This is a genomic window from Klebsiella sp. MISC125, assembly GCF_051131775.1.
GTDB lineage: Bacteria > Pseudomonadota > Gammaproteobacteria > Enterobacterales > Enterobacteriaceae > Klebsiella.
Window position 1 is genome coordinate 5118919 of the sequence record NZ_CP180448.1, and the last position, 16066, is coordinate 5134984.

Sequence of the window (16066 nt, forward strand, 5' to 3'; positions counted from 1 at the left end):
TGAATAGCGGACTGTCTCAAAGAAAAATGTGCATGTTGTCAGTTTCAGGATTGAAGCCTATGAAGTACACGGTAGCGTTAACGGGCGGCATCGGCAGTGGTAAAAGTACCGTAGCCGATGCATTTGCACATCTTGGAGTTAACGTTATCGATGCCGATGTTATCGCACGTCAGGTTGTAGAGCCCGGAACCCCGGCGCTTGATGCTATCGCTGAACGCTTCGGCCAGCAGATACTCAACGAAGACGGAACGCTGAACCGTCGCGCTCTGCGTGAACACATCTTTGCTCATGCTAAGGATAAAACCTGGCTTAACGCGCTGTTGCACCCCCAAATTCAGCAGGAAACGCGTCGACAGATGCAGCTTGCAACCTCGTCTTATATTCTCTGGGTCGTACCATTACTGGTCGAAAATCGTTTGTCCGCCAAAGCCGATCGCGTACTGGTTGTCGATGTGCCAAAAGAGACGCAAATAGAGCGCACGATGCTCCGCGATCGGGTCAGCCGCCAACATGCGGAACATATTCTCGCCGCTCAGGCCACGCGCGAGCAGCGTCTTGCCGTTGCGGATGATGTTATTGAAAATATGGGTCCACCTGCGGCTATTGCAGCAGATGTCGCCCGCCTGCATAAAAAGTATCAAACGCTGGCATTGCAGGCCGCCTCACAGGAAAAAACGTAATGCATACCCCTGTTCTATTTGAACATCCGCTCAATGAAAAAATGCGCACTTGGCTGCGTATTGAGTTTTTGCTTCAGCAGCTATCCGTATACCCAACTATCACCAGCCATGCGGATGCGCTTCATTTTTTCCGTAATATCGGCGATCTCTTAGATGTCCTTGAACGTGGCGAAGTCCGTACCGATCTGATGAAAGAGCTGGAACGCCAACAGCGGAAATTACAATCCTGGGCAGAAGTCCCTGGTGTCGATCAGGAACGTATCAATACGCTGCGCCAGCAGTTGAAGCAGTTATCCAGCATGCTGATCTCAGCCCCTCGCATTGGTCAATATCTGCGCGAAGATCGCCTGGTCGGACTGGTGCGTCAACGCTTAAGTATCCCCGGCGGTTGCTGCAGCTTTGATCTCCCAACGCTACATATCTGGTTGCATATGCCCCAGGAATATCGCGATGAACAGGTTGGCAAGTGGCTGTCCAGCCTCGACCCTCTGTCACAATCGCTGGTGCTCATTCTCGATCTGATCCGCAACTCAGCCGCCTTTCGCAAGCAGACCAGCCTGAACGGTTTTTATCAGGATAACGGCGAGGATGCCGATCTGTTACGCCTGCGTTTGGATCTTGCCAGCCAGCTGTACCCGCAAATATCCGGTCATAAGAGCCGTTTTGCTATCCGCTTTTTGCCGCTGGACAGCGAGCATGGCATCGTGCCAGAGCGTTTTGATTTTGAACTGGCCTGTTGTTAAGGAGAAAATATGTCAGAAGAGATAACCGTCAATTGCCCAACCTGCAGCAAAATTGTGGTCTGGAATGAACAGAGCCCGTATCGCCCTTTTTGCTCCAAGCGTTGCCAGCTTATTGATTTAGGCGAATGGGCAGCAGAAGAAAAACGCATCCCAAGCAGTAGCGATCTATCAGACAGCGATGGCTGGAGCGAAGAGAAAGAGTAAGTCGTCGGTTTTTTTCTTAAGGCGGGCAAGCATAGCGCTCCCGCCATAATTTACCGAATAATGGCTCACGAGTTTTGAACTAATTTTGCAATCACAGGCTCATTTGCGGGAGGGAAATCCTCAGCATTCAGCGCATTCTGCGCCATCCAACGGCCAGGTTGTCCCTCTTTCCCCCACGGTTCACCTTCCCAGACATCTACCAGCCAGAACCACAGCGTGATATGGCGGTCAGGAAACTGATATTCCAGCTTATCGAACAGTCGGCACGATTTAACCGTAATGCCCACTTCTTCCTGCAATTCACGAACTAATGCCTGCTCTGACGACTCACCTTCTTCAATTTTTCCACCGGGAAATTCAAGTTTATTCGCCATATGTGCATCAGCAGACCGCTGTGTTATAAAAATTTCGCCTTGCGGATTGCGGATGATACCGACTGAGATTTGCAGTTTCTTCATTGTATTCATTCCATAAAAAAGGCGCAGATATCTGCGCCTTTATGTTTAATGTTGTAGAGCTTAGCTCAGGCGACCGTGGCACTGCTTGAATTTTTTCCCAGAACCGCATGGGCAAGGATCGTTACGGCCCACTTTGCGATCGCCAGTTTGCTCTGCCAGTGCGGCAGCGGCGGCGGTGTCATCATCCTGATGACTAAGCTGCTGCATCTGCGCGAGACGTTCAGCCTCTTCACGACGCTGCTGTTCCATCGCCTCAACCTCTTCCGGCATCCGCACCTGGACCTTGCTCAACGTGCTAATCACTTCATATTTCAGCGATTCCAGCATAGAAGCGAACATTGAGAAGGATTCACGCTTATATTCCTGCTTCGGATCTTTCTGCGCATAGCCGCGCAGGTGGATACCCTGACGCAGGTAGTCCATTGCCGCCAGATGCTCTTTCCAAAGGGAGTCCAGAGTCTGCAGCATGACGCCTTTCTCGAAGTGACGCATCATCTCAGCGCCAACAACTTCTTCCTTACGCTGATAAGTTTCGATGGCGCTCTGCAGAATACGCTCGCGCAGGGTTTCTTCATGCAGCTCCGGCTCTTTATCCAGCCACTCTTTGATTGGCATGTCGAGATCGAAGTCGTTTTTCAGACGTTCCTGCAAGCCTTCAACATCCCACATTTCCTCCAGAGACTGCGGCGGAATGTGCGCATCAATAGTCACTTTGAAAACGTCTTCGCGGATGCTGTTAATAGTTTCGCTCACATCAGACACATCCAACAGCTCGTTACGCTGGCTGTAGATTGCGCGACGCTGGTCGTTAGCAACATCATCATATTCCAACAGTTGCTTACGAATATCAAAGTTACGGCTTTCCACTTTACGCTGAGCATTGGCAATCGCCTTGGTCACCCAAGGGTGCTCAATCGCTTCTCCAGGCTTCATGCCCAATTTACGCATCATGCCCGACACACGGTCAGAGGCAAAAATACGCATCAGCGCATCTTCCATCGACAGATAGAAACGGGAAGAACCGGCATCCCCTTGACGACCTGAACGGCCACGGAGCTGGTTATCAATACGGCGAGATTCGTGACGCTCGGTACCAATGATATGCAGGCCGCCTGCAGCCAATACAGCTTCGTGGCGAACCTGCCAGTCAGCTTTGATCTGAGCAATCTGCTCCGGCGTCGGATCTTCCAGCTCTGCAACTTCAGCCTGCCAGCTACCACCCAGCACAATATCGGTCCCACGTCCCGCCATGTTGGTTGCGATAGTTACGGTTGAGGGATAGCCTGCCTGAGCAACGATATCGGCCTCACTGGCGTGGAACTTAGCGTTCAGAACGTTGTGCTTGATACCGGCTTTAGTTAATTCGTTAGAGACCACTTCCGATTTTTCAATGGAAATAGTCCCCACCAGGACCGGCTGACCCGCTGCAGTACGCTCTTTGATATCTTCAATAATGGCCTGAATTTTTTCCGCTTCGGTCATATAGACCAGGTCCGCCATATCTTTACGAATCATCGGACGGTTGGTCGGAACCACAACGGTATCCAGTTTGTAGATCGAGCTAAATTCAAAGGCTTCGGTATCGGCAGTACCGGTCATCCCCGCCAGTTTCTCGTACAGACGGAAATAGTTCTGGAAGGTGATCGAGGCCAGCGTCTGGTTTTCGTTCTGGATATCAACGCCTTCTTTCGCTTCAACAGCCTGGTGCAGGCCATCTGACCAGCGACGACCTTGCATAGTACGACCGGTATGTTCGTCGACGATGATAACTTCGCCATCTTTAACGATGTAGTCAACGTCACGCGTGAACAGTACATGAGCACGCAGCGCGGCGGTAACGTGATGCATCAGCATGATATTAGTCGGTGAGTAAAGAGACTCACCTTCATCCATGATACCTTCGTTAACCAGCAGCTCTTCAATCAACACCAGACCGCGTTCAGTCAGGTTAACCTGACGCGCTTTCTCATCGACAGAGAAGTGACCTTCACCGGTAAAGGTCTCAGAATCTTCTTTCTCCTGACGTACCAGATGCGGGATGATTTTGTTCACTTTCTTATACATTTCGGAGCTGTCTTCAGCCGGGCCAGAAATGATAAGTGGGGTACGCGCTTCATCAATCAGGATGGAGTCCACCTCATCCACCAGCGCATAGTGCAGTTTGCGTTGTACCCGTTCTTCAGGACTAAACGCCATGTTGTCGCGCAGATAGTCAAAACCATATTCATTGTTAGTGCCGTAGGTAATATCTGCGCCGTATGCTTCGCGCTTGGCCGGAGCTGGCAGGCCAGACATGTTGATACCCACGCTCATCCCGAGGAACTCAAACAGCGGGCGGTTGTTTTCCGCATCACGTTGCGCCAGGTAATCGTTGACGGTAACCACGTGTACGCCTTTACCAGTCAGTGCATTAAGATATGCTGGCAGGGTTGCGGTCAGGGTTTTACCTTCACCAGTACGCATCTCCGCAATGCAGCGCTCATTAAGCACCATCCCGCCCAGTAGCTGGACATCAAAGTGGCGCATACCAAAAACACGCTTACTGGCTTCGCGTACCACCGCGAAGGCTTCTGGAATCAAACTCTCCAGACTTTCGCCTTTTTCCAGACGCGCACGGAACTCGACGGTTTTAGCCTTCAGCTCATCATCAGAAAGTTTTTCCATGGACGGTTCCATGGCATTGATGACGTTGACGGCTTTGCGCATACGACGCAGTGTACGGTCATTACGGCTACCGAATACTTTAGTTAATAATTTGATTAGCATAATAAAATCTCAAACGCCCCGCGATGCGGAGTCACAAAAAATAGAAAGGTTCGTTTTTGTTTCAGCTGAGACGTTGAGGCCCGGCGCGGATACCCGTTACCTGGCTAATCCAGGTACAGACACGAAATGCACAATGAGACCAGGACGGGTTATATGCCACCTGGCGGACAATGGCTGGCGGTTTGCTCTCCTGCGTCAGCAGCGCGCTGAGCGTGTCGAGCAGGGCCAGATGTTGTGCCTGAAGCGGCGAAGATTCTTCGGCTACCGGCAACACCTGCGGTGCCATCGCAAATGACAGGTGACGAATGACCGTGCGAATAGCGTGCTGATGCCAGTAATCAACCGTGAAATTGGGGCGACGATTGGAGGATTCCAGCAGTGCCAGCTGAGAGAAGTTAACTTTAGCCGGGTTATGGTTGCTGGATGTCGTTTTTGCAGGTGATGCGGTTTCATGCTCATGAGCGTTACTAAGCGCAGGCAGGCCAAGGCTAGCCGCGACCATCCCCAACAGGAGATGCGGCCAAAAATACCGTCTGCCAAACTGTCGCCAGCGCGTCAGCAATCCACTCACTTACATTACCTTTATGTTGGTAGCAACCCTGAGAAATATTTTGCGCCCAAATATTAACATTAATACGCCATCACAGCAGCAGGAATGAAGGCCTACGCGGGGTAAAAACGTTTAAAAAAGGAGCGAACGCACGATAAATGCAGAAGAAAGATCGGAGCAGAATACAGGACTGGAAACTCAGAAAGAAAAACGACTGGCTCCCTGGCCGGAGAGAGTACCAGGTTACCAGTCGAATTTACTGCATGGTCAGGCTTATGCCATAACCAACGTCGGTGCACGGAATGCCAGCGGCATTTCTGCGTCGTCTTCGAAAGTCACATACTCCCAGGCTTCCTGTTTTGCCAGAACAGCCTGCAGCAGTTTGTTATTCAACGCGTGACCGGATTTGTACGCCGTGAATGCACCGATGATATTGTGACCACACATAAACAGGTCACCAATCGCATCCAGCATTTTATGGCGGACAAACTCATCTTCAAAGCGCAGACCGTCTTCGTTCAGTACGCGATAATCGTCAACAACGATGGCACAATCGAAGCTGCCGCCCAGGCACAGGCCACGGGACTGCAGATATTCGATATCACGCATGAAACCGAAGGTACGCGCGCGGCTAATTTGGCGCATAAACGCATCAGCCGAGAAGTTCATTGCATAGCGCTGGCTGCTGGAATCAATCGCCGGATGGTTAAAATCAATGGTGAAGTCCAGTGAAAAACCATTATACGGTTTGAATTCAGCCCATTTATCGCCATCTTCAACGCGAACTGTCTCTTTGATACGTACAAATTTCTTAGCGCAGTTCAGTTCATCAATGCCGGCATCCAGCAACAGATAAACGAACGGAGCCGCACTACCGTCCATAATCGGGACTTCCGGGGCATCGACTTCAATAACAATGTTGTCGATACCTAAGCCAGCCAGTGCGGCATTGAGGTGTTCGACCGTCGATATCCGCACGTCATGCTCGTTGACCAGGCAAGTACAGAGCATGGTATCACGCACAGATTTGGCATCAGCCGGAAAATCAACCGGTGGATTCAAGTCGGTGCGACGATAGATGACCCCGGTATTTGCCGGCGCAGGGCGTAACGTCAGTGTGACCTTTTTGCCGGTATGCAAACCGACGCCAGTCGCCTGAACGATACGTTTAAGAGTCCTTTGTTTGATCATCGTATAATCTCGCCAAGTTACCTATCCAACCGAAGTGTACAATACATTCGGCAGGCCAGTTTAGCACAAAGAGCGCAGATGCCCAACTTCCAGCCAATTCTTAGTCGGCTTGCTTACGCAGGAACGCTGGAATATCCAGATAATCCGGCTCTTTTGCAGTTTGTGGCGTATTGTCGTTCACCACTTTAGCTGCCGGTTTCTGCTCTTGATTCAATGGAGACATACCGTGCTGCTGGTAGCGATCCATCACCGGCTGCTGAACCTGTTTGTTGGTTACCAGGGTAATTTCTGGACGTTTGTCCATACCGATACCAGTTGCAACAACGGTCACGCGCAGCTCGTCGTTCATATCCGGGTCCAGAGAAGTACCGATAACCACGGTCGCGTTATCCGAAGCAAATGCACGAATAGTGTTACCTACGGTCTCGAACTCATCCAGACGCAGATCGAAGCCCGCGGTGATGTTGACCAGTACGCCGCGCGCGCCGGACAGATCGATATCTTCCAGCAGCGGGGAAGAAATAGCCATTTCAGCCGCTTCTTCTGCACGGTCTTCACCGCTCGCCACACCGGAGCCCATCATCGCGTAGCCCATTTCAGACATCACGGTACGCACGTCTGCAAAGTCGACGTTCATCAGACCCGGACGGGTAATCAATTCGGCGATCCCCTGCACCGCGCCTTTCAGCACGTCGTTTGCTGCGCCAAAAGCGTCAAGCAGTGAGATACCGCGGCCCAGAACTTTCAGCAGCTTGTCGTTCGGGATAGTGATCAGTGAGTCTACGTGCTTGGACAGCTCGGTAATCCCCTGCTCAGCGAATGCCATGCGCTTCTTGCCTTCGAAATTGAAAGGCTTGGTCACGACGGCAACGGTCAGGATACCTAAATCTTTTGCTACTTCAGCGACAACAGGTGCCGCACCGGTTCCGGTACCGCCGCCCATACCGGCTGCGATAAATACCATGTCTGCGCCGTCAAGAGCAGCGCGCAGCGCTTCACGATCTTCATCCGCCGCATTACGGCCAACTTCCGGGTTTGCGCCTGCGCCCAGACCTTTGGTAATACCGCTACCGATCTGAATAGTCTGGCCAACCGCTGTTTTGCGCAAAGCCTGCGCGTCGGTGTTCACCGCAAAAAATTCAACACCCTCAATGCGCTCGCGCACCATATGCTCAACGGCGTTACCGCCGCCGCCACCGACGCCGATGACTTTAATCACCGCGTCGTTGGTCAGTTCCATAGGTTCAAACATAATTTCTCTCTCCGTTGTGCCTGTCGCCTGAGAACGCTAATTTTCTGCGTTCTCTTAAAAAATTAAAACTCTTTTCGCAACCAACTGTTGAGCCGTTTGATCCACGACCCAACCGTTACGCGTTTTTCCACTTCGGCTTCACCACTGAGATGAGATTCCTTCCCGTAGTGCAGCAGCCCAACCGCCGTTGAGTAATACGGCTCCTGGGCATAATCCGTTAATCCAGTAATGTTCAGCGGCGCGCCGATTCGTACCTGCGTATGGAACACTCGCTGTGCACAGGCGGCAAGACCTTCAATTTGCGCCGCGCCGCCGGTTAATACAATTCCTGCCGCCAGGTGGTGCTTCACCCCTTGCTGGCGGAGCTGCTCCTGCAGTTGCAGGATCTCTTCGTTTACCAGGTTGAGCAATTCGGTATATCGCGGCTCAATAACCTCAGCCAGCGTCTGACGCTGCAGACTACGAGGTGGACGTCCACCCACGCTTGGCACTTCGACGTTCTCGTCTTTACCTACGATGGAACCTAGCGCGCAACCATGACGTACCTTAATGGCTTCAGCGTCGCTCGGCGGCGTACCGAAGGCGTAGGCGATATCGCTGGTCACTACGTTGCCCGCATACGGGATCACTTTGGTATGACGCAACGCACCGCCGGTATAGACGGCAATATCCATTGTACCACCGCCGATATCCACCACGCAGACGCCCAGTTCACGTTCATCTTCTGTTAATACGGAATAGCTAGCGGCTAAACCGGCGAATATCAGTTGGTCGACTTTCAGACCGCAACGTTCCACCGCTTTGACAATATTTTTCGCCATATCGTTATGGCAGGTAATCAAATGCACTTTCGCCTGCATGCGGACACCAGACAGTCCGACAGGGTTTTTAATCCCTTCCTGGTAGTCAATAGCATATTCTTGAGGAATAACGTGCAGAACACGATGCTCATCGCGCACGCGAACCGACTTCGCGGTATGCACTACGTTCTCGACGTCATCCTGCGTCACTTCCTCTTCAGAAATCGGCACCATACCAATTTCATTTTGACAGCTGATATGTTTGCCTGAAAGCGCCAGATAGACTGACGAGATCTGGCAATCGGCCATCAGTTCGGCCTGGTCAATGGCGCGCTGTACGCATTTCACCACGGATTCCAGGTCGTTCACTCCGCCTTTATCCATACCACGCGATGGGCAACTGCCCACGCCAATGATATTAATCATACCGTCGGGCAGAACTTCCCCTACTAAAGCGGCAACCTTAGCGGTGCCGATCTCCAGTCCAACTACCAGTTTTCTGTCCGTCGCCTTGATCATTGTTGTTCTGCCTGTGCCTGATTCTGTTGTTGATTAGTTTCCTCTACGGGAACCGGTACCCAACCGACTGCCGCCCCCGAGTCATAACGCAAATCAACGTAGCTTATCCGTTTGCCGTCGGTCTGCGCCTGCTGCTGAAGAACCGGGTAGAGTTCCATAAAGCGCTGAAGCCGTTTCATGGTGTCGCCCCGACCAAGATTGAGCTTAATATCGTTATTAAGCGTCAACTGCCAGGAACGGCGCGCGGTCATTGCCGCCACTTTCAACGTAAATTTATCCTTTGCCAGCACCTGCCCCATGTCGCGGTATCCTTGAAGAACTTCGTTCTCGCTACCTTCCGGGCCGTATAACATCGGTAAATTCTGTTTACTGGTGCGATCTGACGGCACGCTGAAAGAATTCCCTTCCACGTCGACCATATGCTGATCATTCCAGCGCGCAATCGGCACATATTCAACCAGATGAATCTTCAATTCGTCCGGCCACTGCTTTCTAACGCTCGCCTGCTTAATCCACGGCAGACGCTCAATCTGGCTTTGAATAATGTTGACGTCCTGCGTCATGAAGGTACCCGGTGAACCTAACGCCAGAATCGCCTGACGGATATCATCATTACGCGTGTAGTGACGATCGCCGGTAACCACCATCTTTGACAGCGGTAAACGCTGTGCATCTTCCATCCAACCCAGAACCATCCATCCGCTGACCAGCACGGTACATAGCACCGCCAGCAGGAAGAAAATGCCTGCCAGGCGAGTTCCATTACTTCTACGCGAAGAAGACTCTTCCTCTTCTTCGTGGTTCCGCGTATTCAGCGCAGCCTGCGACATATCACCCCGCCAGGTCCAGAATTCGTACAACAAGCTGCGAGAAGCTCATCCCTGCCTGACGAGCCGCCATCGGCACCAGGCTATGGCTGGTCATGCCAGGAGATGTATTCGCTTCCAACAGATAAAACTGGCCATCGCTGTCCAGCATCACGTCAATTCGTCCCCAACCATTACAGCCAAGGGTATTCCAGGCTTTCAGCACCAGAGCCTGGATTTCTGACTCACGTACAAGATCTTCAAAACCAGGGCAGAAATATTGCGTCTCATCAGAGAGATACTTCGCCTCATAATCATAGAAGGTTCCTGCCGGCTGGATACGTATTGACGGTAAAATTTCTTCACCAACGATTGCGACGGTAAATTCCGGCCCACTGAGCCATTTTTCGATCAGAACTTCATCATCATGCTGAAAAGCCAGCGCCAATGCATTTTGTAATGCGCAGCTTTCGCTCACTTTCGACATGCCGACGCTGGAACCTTCACGACTGGGCTTAATAATCAGCGGCAGCCCGAGGGCAGCAATCTGCTGCTCTATGTCAGCGGAAAGCCCTGCGTTAAACTGTTTACGCGTCAACGCAACCCATGGTGCAACGGGTAATCCTGCTCCCTGCCACAACAATTTGCTACGCAGCTTATCCATCGAGATAGCGGAAGCCATCACACCGCTGCCGGTATAAGGCAATCGAATCAGTTCAAGCAGCCCCTGCAACGTACCATCTTCACCACCGCGGCCGTGTAACGCAATAAACGCTTTCTGAAAACCCATGTTTTTCAACTGAGTAATATCAACATCGCGCGGATCTACCGGATGCGCGTCAACGCCAGCTTCACACAGGCCAGCAAGCACCGCTGAACCTGAATTGAGTGAGACTTCACGCTCCGCTGAGGTGCCACCGAAGAGGACCGCGATTTTATCAGCCATGGCGCTCCTCCTGCATTTTTTGCGGTTGCAGTTTGATTTCAGCCAGGTGACGCGCGATTTTTCCAATATTTCCCGCACCCTGAACCAGTATCAAGTCGTTACCAGTCAGTACAGAAGCCAGCATCTCCGCCGCCAGTGCCGGATCGGACACCAAAATCGGATCAACCTTGCCACGCCCGCGAATCGTGCGGCACAGCGAACGGCTATCAGCCCCCGGAATAGCGGCCTCGCCAGCAGAGTAAACGTCAAGCATCAGCAGGGCATCAACCTGAGTCAGAACGTTGGCGAAATCGTCGTACAGATCGCGTGTACGAGTAAAACGGTGCGGCTGAAACAGCATGACCAGATTTTTATCCGGCCAGCCAGCCCGCGCCGCTTTAATCGTGGCATCAACTTCCGTCGGATGATGGCCATAATCATCAATCAGCATGGCGGTACCGCTTTTGCCGTTTACTTCTGCTAATGGATATTCGCCAAGGAAATCAAAACGACGACCGGTACCCTGGAAGCTTTCCAGCGCATGCAGAATAGCGTCATCTTCAATGCCCTCTTCCGTCGCCACAGCCACCGCCGCCGCTGCGTTTAGCGCGTTGTGGCGACCTGGCGCGTTGAGCGTCACCTGAATAACATCTTTGTCCTGGCGAATCAGGCGGAAATGCCCCTGAGCACCAACCTGGCGATAATCTTCAATACGAACATCGGCATCATCGCTAAATCCGTAGGTGGTTATCTGGCGGCCAACGCGCGGCAGCAGTTCACGGATAACCGGATCGTCCACGCACATCACCGCGCGTCCGTAAAACGGCAGGTTATGCAGGAAGTTAATAAACGTCTGCTTCAGGTTTTCGAAGTCGCCATGATAGGTGTCCATGTGATCGGCTTCGATATTGGTCACCACGGCGACCATCGGCTGCAGGTGCAGGAACGAGGCATCGCTTTCGTCCGCTTCGGCAATCAGATACCGGCTATGTCCCAGGCGCGCATGAACACCCGCCGCTTTCACCAGTCCACCGTTCACGAAGGTTGGATCGAGACCCGCTTCAGCATAAATGCTGGAAACCATCGCTGTCGTCGTCGTTTTTCCGTGCGTCCCGGCGATAGCAATACCGTGGCGAAAGCGCATCAGCTCCGCCAGCATCTCCGCGCGACGAATAACCGGAATTCGTGCTTCATGGGCAGCGACAATCTCCGGGTTCTCCGCAGAGATCGCGCTGGAAACCACCACTACGCTCGCATCGCGAACGTTTTCAGGACGATGGTTGAAATAAATGGTGGCGCCAAGCTGAGTCAACTGCTGAGTCACCGGATTCGGCGCCAGGTCGGAGCCGCTAATCTGATAACCTTCGTTGGCCAGAACTTCGGCAATACCGCCCATGCCGGCACCGCCAATGCCAACAAAGTGAATGTGCCGGACGCGACGCATCTCGGGCACTATGGAACGCAGTTTTGCCAGATCTTGTGTATTCATTCTTTACGCCATCAACTTCTTTATTCGGACGGTGATATTCACCGCGATTAGCGCGCCAGTGCTGCGGCGCTGACTTCTTCTGCTACCCGCTCGGTAGCGTCCGGAATCGAGGCTCTACGCGCTCGCTCCGCCATATCCAATAGCGTTTCTCGATCCCAACCGGCCAGGACTTGCGCGACGGCATCCACGGTAAACTGCGGTTGTTCGAGAATCTTCGCTGCACCCGCTTTCTCCAGCGGAAGCGCGTTCCAGTACTGCTGCCTGTCTTTGTGCTGGAAAGGCACAAACAGCGCCGGTAAACCTGCGGCGGCAATTTCGCTCACCGTCAATGCGCCGGAACGACACACAACAACATCGGCCCAGGCATAAGCCGCCGCCATGTCGTCAATAAACTCAGTTACTTTATGCTGCGGCTGTCCAGCATCGGTATAAGCCCGCTGCACGGTTTCCTGACCACCTTTACCGCTCTGGTGCCAGATGGTGACAGAAGAGCCGAGCTTCGCCGCCACCTGCGGCATCGTCTGATTCAGTACGCGCGCGCCCTGCGAGCCCCCCACGACTAATACGCGAATGGGCCCCTGACGCCCGGCTAAGCGTTGTTCTGGCAACGGCAGCGCGAGGACATCGGTACGAACCGGATTACCAACAACATCGGCATCCGGAAAAGCGCCAGGAAACGCCTGCATCACCTTTTTAGCAATTTTTGCCAGCCACTTGTTGGTCAGGCCAGCGATCCCATTTTGCTCATGCAGTACGACTGGAATACCCAGCGACCAGGCCGCCAGACCGCCGGGACCGGAAACATATCCGCCCATCCCCAACACCACATCCGGCTGAAAACGCTGCATGATCGCCCGCGCCTGACGCCAGGCGTTGAAAATACGGACCGGCGCCAACAGCTGCGCCTTCAAACCCTTGCCACGCAGGCCGGAAATCTGGATGAAATCAATCTCAATGCCGTTTTTCGGCACTAAGTCCGCTTCCATACGATCCGCGGTGCCCAGCCAGCGAACCTGCCAGCCCTGGTCTATTAAATGGTGTGCAACCGCCAGTCCCGGGAACACATGCCCGCCGGTACCGCCTGCCATCACCATTAACCGCTTTTCCTGACCGCTCATCGAACACCCCGTGTAAACGCCTGGGCTTTTTCCAGACGCGTTTCGTAATCAACTCGTAACAGCAACATGATGGCCGTCGACATAATCAGCAAACTGGAACCACCGTAACTAATCAGCGGCAGCGTCAGGCCTTTAGTTGGCAGCATACCCGCCGCCGCCCCAACGTTAACCAGCGCCTGGAAGCTAAACCAGATCCCGATAGCACAGGCCAAAAAACCGGAAAAACGGTGGTCAATCTCCAGTGCTTTACGACCAATAGACATGGCGCGAAAAGCGACGAAGAATACCATTAAAAGCGCAAGCACCACACCGATATAACCGAGTTCTTCGCCGATAATGGCGAAGATGAAATCGGTATGCGCCTCGGGTAAATACTCCAGTTTCTGCACCGAGTTACCCAGGCCCTGCCCCCACATTTCACCGCGACCAAAAGCCATCAGCGACTGGGTTAGCTGGTAACCACTACCGAACGGATCTTCCCACGGGTTCCAGAAGGAGGTCACGCGGCGAATACGATACGGTTCGGCGAGAATCAGCAGCACGACCGCCGAAATTCCCATCCCAATAATCGCGATAAACTGCCACAGCTTGGCTCCCGCGAGGAACAGCATCGCCAGGGTCGTGACAAACAGTACGACCACGGTCCCCAGGTCAGGCTGCGCCAGCAGCAAAATCGCCAGTACGAAAATCACGCCCATCGGTTTTAAGAAGCCGCGCAGGTTGTTACGCACTTCGTCACCTTTACGCACCAGGTAGTTGGCGATATAACAGAACAGCGACAGCTTGGTAAACTCCGCAGGCTGAATACGCAGCGGCCCCAGCGCAATCCAGCGCGATGCCCCGTTAACCGAGCTGCCGACGACAAGCACGATCAGCAGCATCACGATAGAGGCGATCAGCATCGCGGTACTATGGCGCTGCCAGAACTCCATCGGCAGACGCAGCGTCACCATCGACAGCCCTAACGCCAGCAAAATGTATAAACCATCGCGCTTGGCGAACAAAAACGGATCGTTGGCCAGGCGCTGCCCCACCGGCATTGAAGCCGAGGTCACCATGATGAAACCGATGGCGGCCAGGCCAAAGGTCAGCCACAGCAGCATCCGGTCATACATCACCAGGCTATCGGTATCTTTCTGACGCGACCCCATCACCCAGCCTTTCATCGCAGCGAACAGCCAGGTGAAAATAAACATTCCCGGCAGTCTCAGCCGTGGCATTTTCAGGCGCGGGAGTGATAAACGCATCAGCCTAACTCCTTCGCCAGACGAGCAAAGATATCGCCGCGTTGTTCAAAACTCTTAAACTGGTCCAGGCTGGCACATGCAGGCGACAACAGCACCATATCGCCGGGAACAACCTGCGGCGCTATCTCACGCATCGCTTGTTCCATAGTTTCAGTTTGTACTGCAACATCCGGGCGAAGCGCTGCCAGCTGTGCCCCATCGCGGCCAAAGCAGTACAGACGGATATTGTCGCCGGTCAGGTAGCGACTTAACGGTGTGAAATCAGCCGATTTCCCATCGCCGCCTAACAGCAGATACAGCGTCCCTTCAAGATGGAGTCCGTTGAGCGCGGCCTCGGTGCTGCCAACGTTGGTCGCTTTGGAATCATTAATCCAACGCACGCCGTTATGTTCCAGGGCCACCTGAAAACGGTGCGCCAGGCCGGTAAAGGTCGTCAGCGCTTGCAGGCTGCTGGCGCGCGGTAGGCCTGCGGCATCCGCCAGCGCCAGCGCCGCCAGAGCGTTACTGTAGTTGTGCTGGCCGCTAATCTTCATCTCTTTGACGTTAAGCACTTTCTCGCCTTTGACGCGCAGCCAGGTTTCTCCCTGCTGGCGGTTCAGGTGATAGTCACCAACGTCAACGCCGAAGCTGATGCAGCGCTCGTCAGCGCCGCGTACCGGCATGGTCAAGGCATCATCGGCATTGACGATACAGGCCTGTGCATTTTCATAAATACGCAGTTTGGCAGCACGATACTGCTGCAGCCCCAGCGGATAACGGTCCATATGATCTTCGGTGACGTTAAGAATGGTCGCCGCAACGGCCCGAAGACTGGAGGTGGTTTCCAGCTGGAAGCTGGAGAGTTCAAGGACATACAGCTCGCGTTCATCATCCAGCAACATCAGCGCTGGCAGGCCAATATTGCCCCCTACGCCAACGTTAACGCCCGCGGCCTTCGCCATTTCCCCAACCAGCGAGGTCACGGTGCTTTTGCCGTTGGAACCGGTGATAGCGACAATCGGTGCCTGCGCTTCGCGGCAGAACAGCTCAATATCGCCGACAATTTCCACACCAGCATCAGCCGCCGCGCTCAGGGAAGGATACGCCAGGGCAATACCAGGGCTGGCGACAATCAGATCGGCCGTCAGCAGCCAATCATCGTTCAGACCGCCGACATAGCGCTCAACGGCTTCCGGCAGTTTATCCAGTCCAGCGGGCGCGACGCGGGTATCCATCACCCGAGGCGTGACGCCACGAGCCATGAAAAAGTCCACGCATGACAGGCCGGTCATACCCAGCCCAATAATGACGACTTTTTTACCCTGATAATCTGCCATGA

Annotated in this window: 15 protein-coding genes; 3 read left to right on the plus strand and 12 right to left on the minus strand. The window is 53.4% G+C overall.

Annotated features, from left to right (window positions below; translation table 11 throughout):
• Window positions 1–59 precede the first annotated feature (59 nt).
• From coaE to yacG, 3 genes are read left to right on the plus strand one after another with little or no spacing between them, the layout of a single operon-like run.
• Window positions 60–680 (plus strand): dephospho-CoA kinase, encoded by a 621-nt coding sequence (gene coaE, locus ACMYSL_RS23995; protein WP_434660121.1) that lies wholly within the window; start codon window positions 60–62, stop codon window positions 678–680.
• Window positions 680–1423, plus strand: coding sequence for a cell division protein ZapD (gene zapD, locus ACMYSL_RS24000; protein ID WP_182236336.1), 744 nt, complete (start codon window positions 680–682; stop codon window positions 1421–1423). The genes coaE and zapD overlap by 1 nt, the downstream gene beginning before the upstream one ends.
• A 9-nt stretch (window positions 1424–1432) precedes the next feature.
• The gene (gene yacG / locus ACMYSL_RS24005; protein WP_112215520.1) at window positions 1433–1627 is read left to right on the plus strand and encodes a DNA gyrase inhibitor YacG; all 195 of its coding nucleotides are present in this window, start codon (window positions 1433–1435) and stop codon (window positions 1625–1627) included.
• A gap of 65 nt (window positions 1628–1692) precedes the next feature.
• On the opposite strand, the gene mutT is transcribed toward yacG, so the two are convergent.
• The 12 genes from mutT to murD form a co-directional block, all read right to left on the minus strand.
• Window positions 1693–2085 carry an 8-oxo-dGTP diphosphatase MutT gene (gene mutT / locus ACMYSL_RS24010; RefSeq protein WP_181483594.1) on the minus strand — a complete coding sequence of 131 codons (393 nt, stop codon included), beginning with the start codon at window positions 2083–2085 and terminating at the stop codon, window positions 1693–1695.
• A gap of 60 nt (window positions 2086–2145) precedes the next feature.
• Window positions 2146–4851, minus strand: coding sequence for a preprotein translocase subunit SecA (secA, locus tag ACMYSL_RS24015; RefSeq protein WP_181483595.1), 2706 nt, complete (start codon window positions 4849–4851; stop codon window positions 2146–2148).
• Between the two features lie 61 nt (window positions 4852–4912).
• Window positions 4913–5422: a secA translation cis-regulator SecM gene (secM, locus tag ACMYSL_RS24020; protein WP_167492826.1), complete on the minus strand. Its 510-nt coding sequence runs from the start codon at window positions 5420–5422 to the stop codon at window positions 4913–4915.
• 252 nt (window positions 5423–5674) lie between these two features.
• Complete coding sequence (gene lpxC / locus ACMYSL_RS24025; protein WP_110272551.1) at window positions 5675–6592, minus strand: UDP-3-O-acyl-N-acetylglucosamine deacetylase; 918 nt, start codon at window positions 6590–6592, stop codon at window positions 5675–5677.
• 100 nt (window positions 6593–6692) lie between these two features.
• Entirely contained in the window at window positions 6693–7844 is a 1152-nt protein-coding gene (gene ftsZ, locus ACMYSL_RS24030) for a cell division protein FtsZ (protein WP_110272552.1), read from the minus strand.
• A 62-nt stretch (window positions 7845–7906) separates the two neighbouring features.
• Complete coding sequence (gene ftsA, locus ACMYSL_RS24035; protein ID WP_004098594.1) at window positions 7907–9163, minus strand: cell division protein FtsA; 1257 nt, start codon at window positions 9161–9163, stop codon at window positions 7907–7909.
• Window positions 9160–9993: a cell division protein FtsQ gene (ftsQ, locus tag ACMYSL_RS24040; RefSeq protein ID WP_142512308.1), complete on the minus strand. Its 834-nt coding sequence runs from the start codon at window positions 9991–9993 to the stop codon at window positions 9160–9162. Before ftsQ ends, ftsA begins: the two co-directional genes overlap by 4 nt.
• 1 nt (window position 9994) lies before the next feature.
• Window positions 9995–10915, minus strand: a complete 921-nt coding sequence (locus ACMYSL_RS24045; RefSeq protein ID WP_434660122.1) for a D-alanine--D-alanine ligase — start codon at window positions 10913–10915, stop codon at window positions 9995–9997.
• A complete protein-coding gene (murC, locus tag ACMYSL_RS24050) occupies window positions 10908–12383 on the minus strand; it encodes a UDP-N-acetylmuramate--L-alanine ligase (RefSeq protein WP_181483597.1) in 1476 nt (491 codons plus the stop codon). Before murC ends, ACMYSL_RS24045 begins: the two co-directional genes overlap by 8 nt.
• A 47-nt stretch (window positions 12384–12430) precedes the next feature.
• Window positions 12431–13501, minus strand: coding sequence for an undecaprenyldiphospho-muramoylpentapeptide beta-N-acetylglucosaminyltransferase (gene murG, locus ACMYSL_RS24055; RefSeq protein WP_434660123.1), 1071 nt, complete (start codon window positions 13499–13501; stop codon window positions 12431–12433).
• Window positions 13498–14748, minus strand: a complete 1251-nt coding sequence (ftsW, locus tag ACMYSL_RS24060) for a cell division protein FtsW (RefSeq protein ID WP_110272557.1) — start codon at window positions 14746–14748, stop codon at window positions 13498–13500. The genes murG and ftsW overlap by 4 nt, the downstream gene beginning before the upstream one ends.
• Entirely contained in the window at window positions 14748–16064 is a 1317-nt protein-coding gene (gene murD / locus ACMYSL_RS24065) for a UDP-N-acetylmuramoyl-L-alanine--D-glutamate ligase (protein ID WP_434660124.1), read from the minus strand. Before murD ends, ftsW begins: the two co-directional genes overlap by 1 nt.
• Between the last annotated feature and the right edge of the window lie 2 nt (window positions 16065–16066).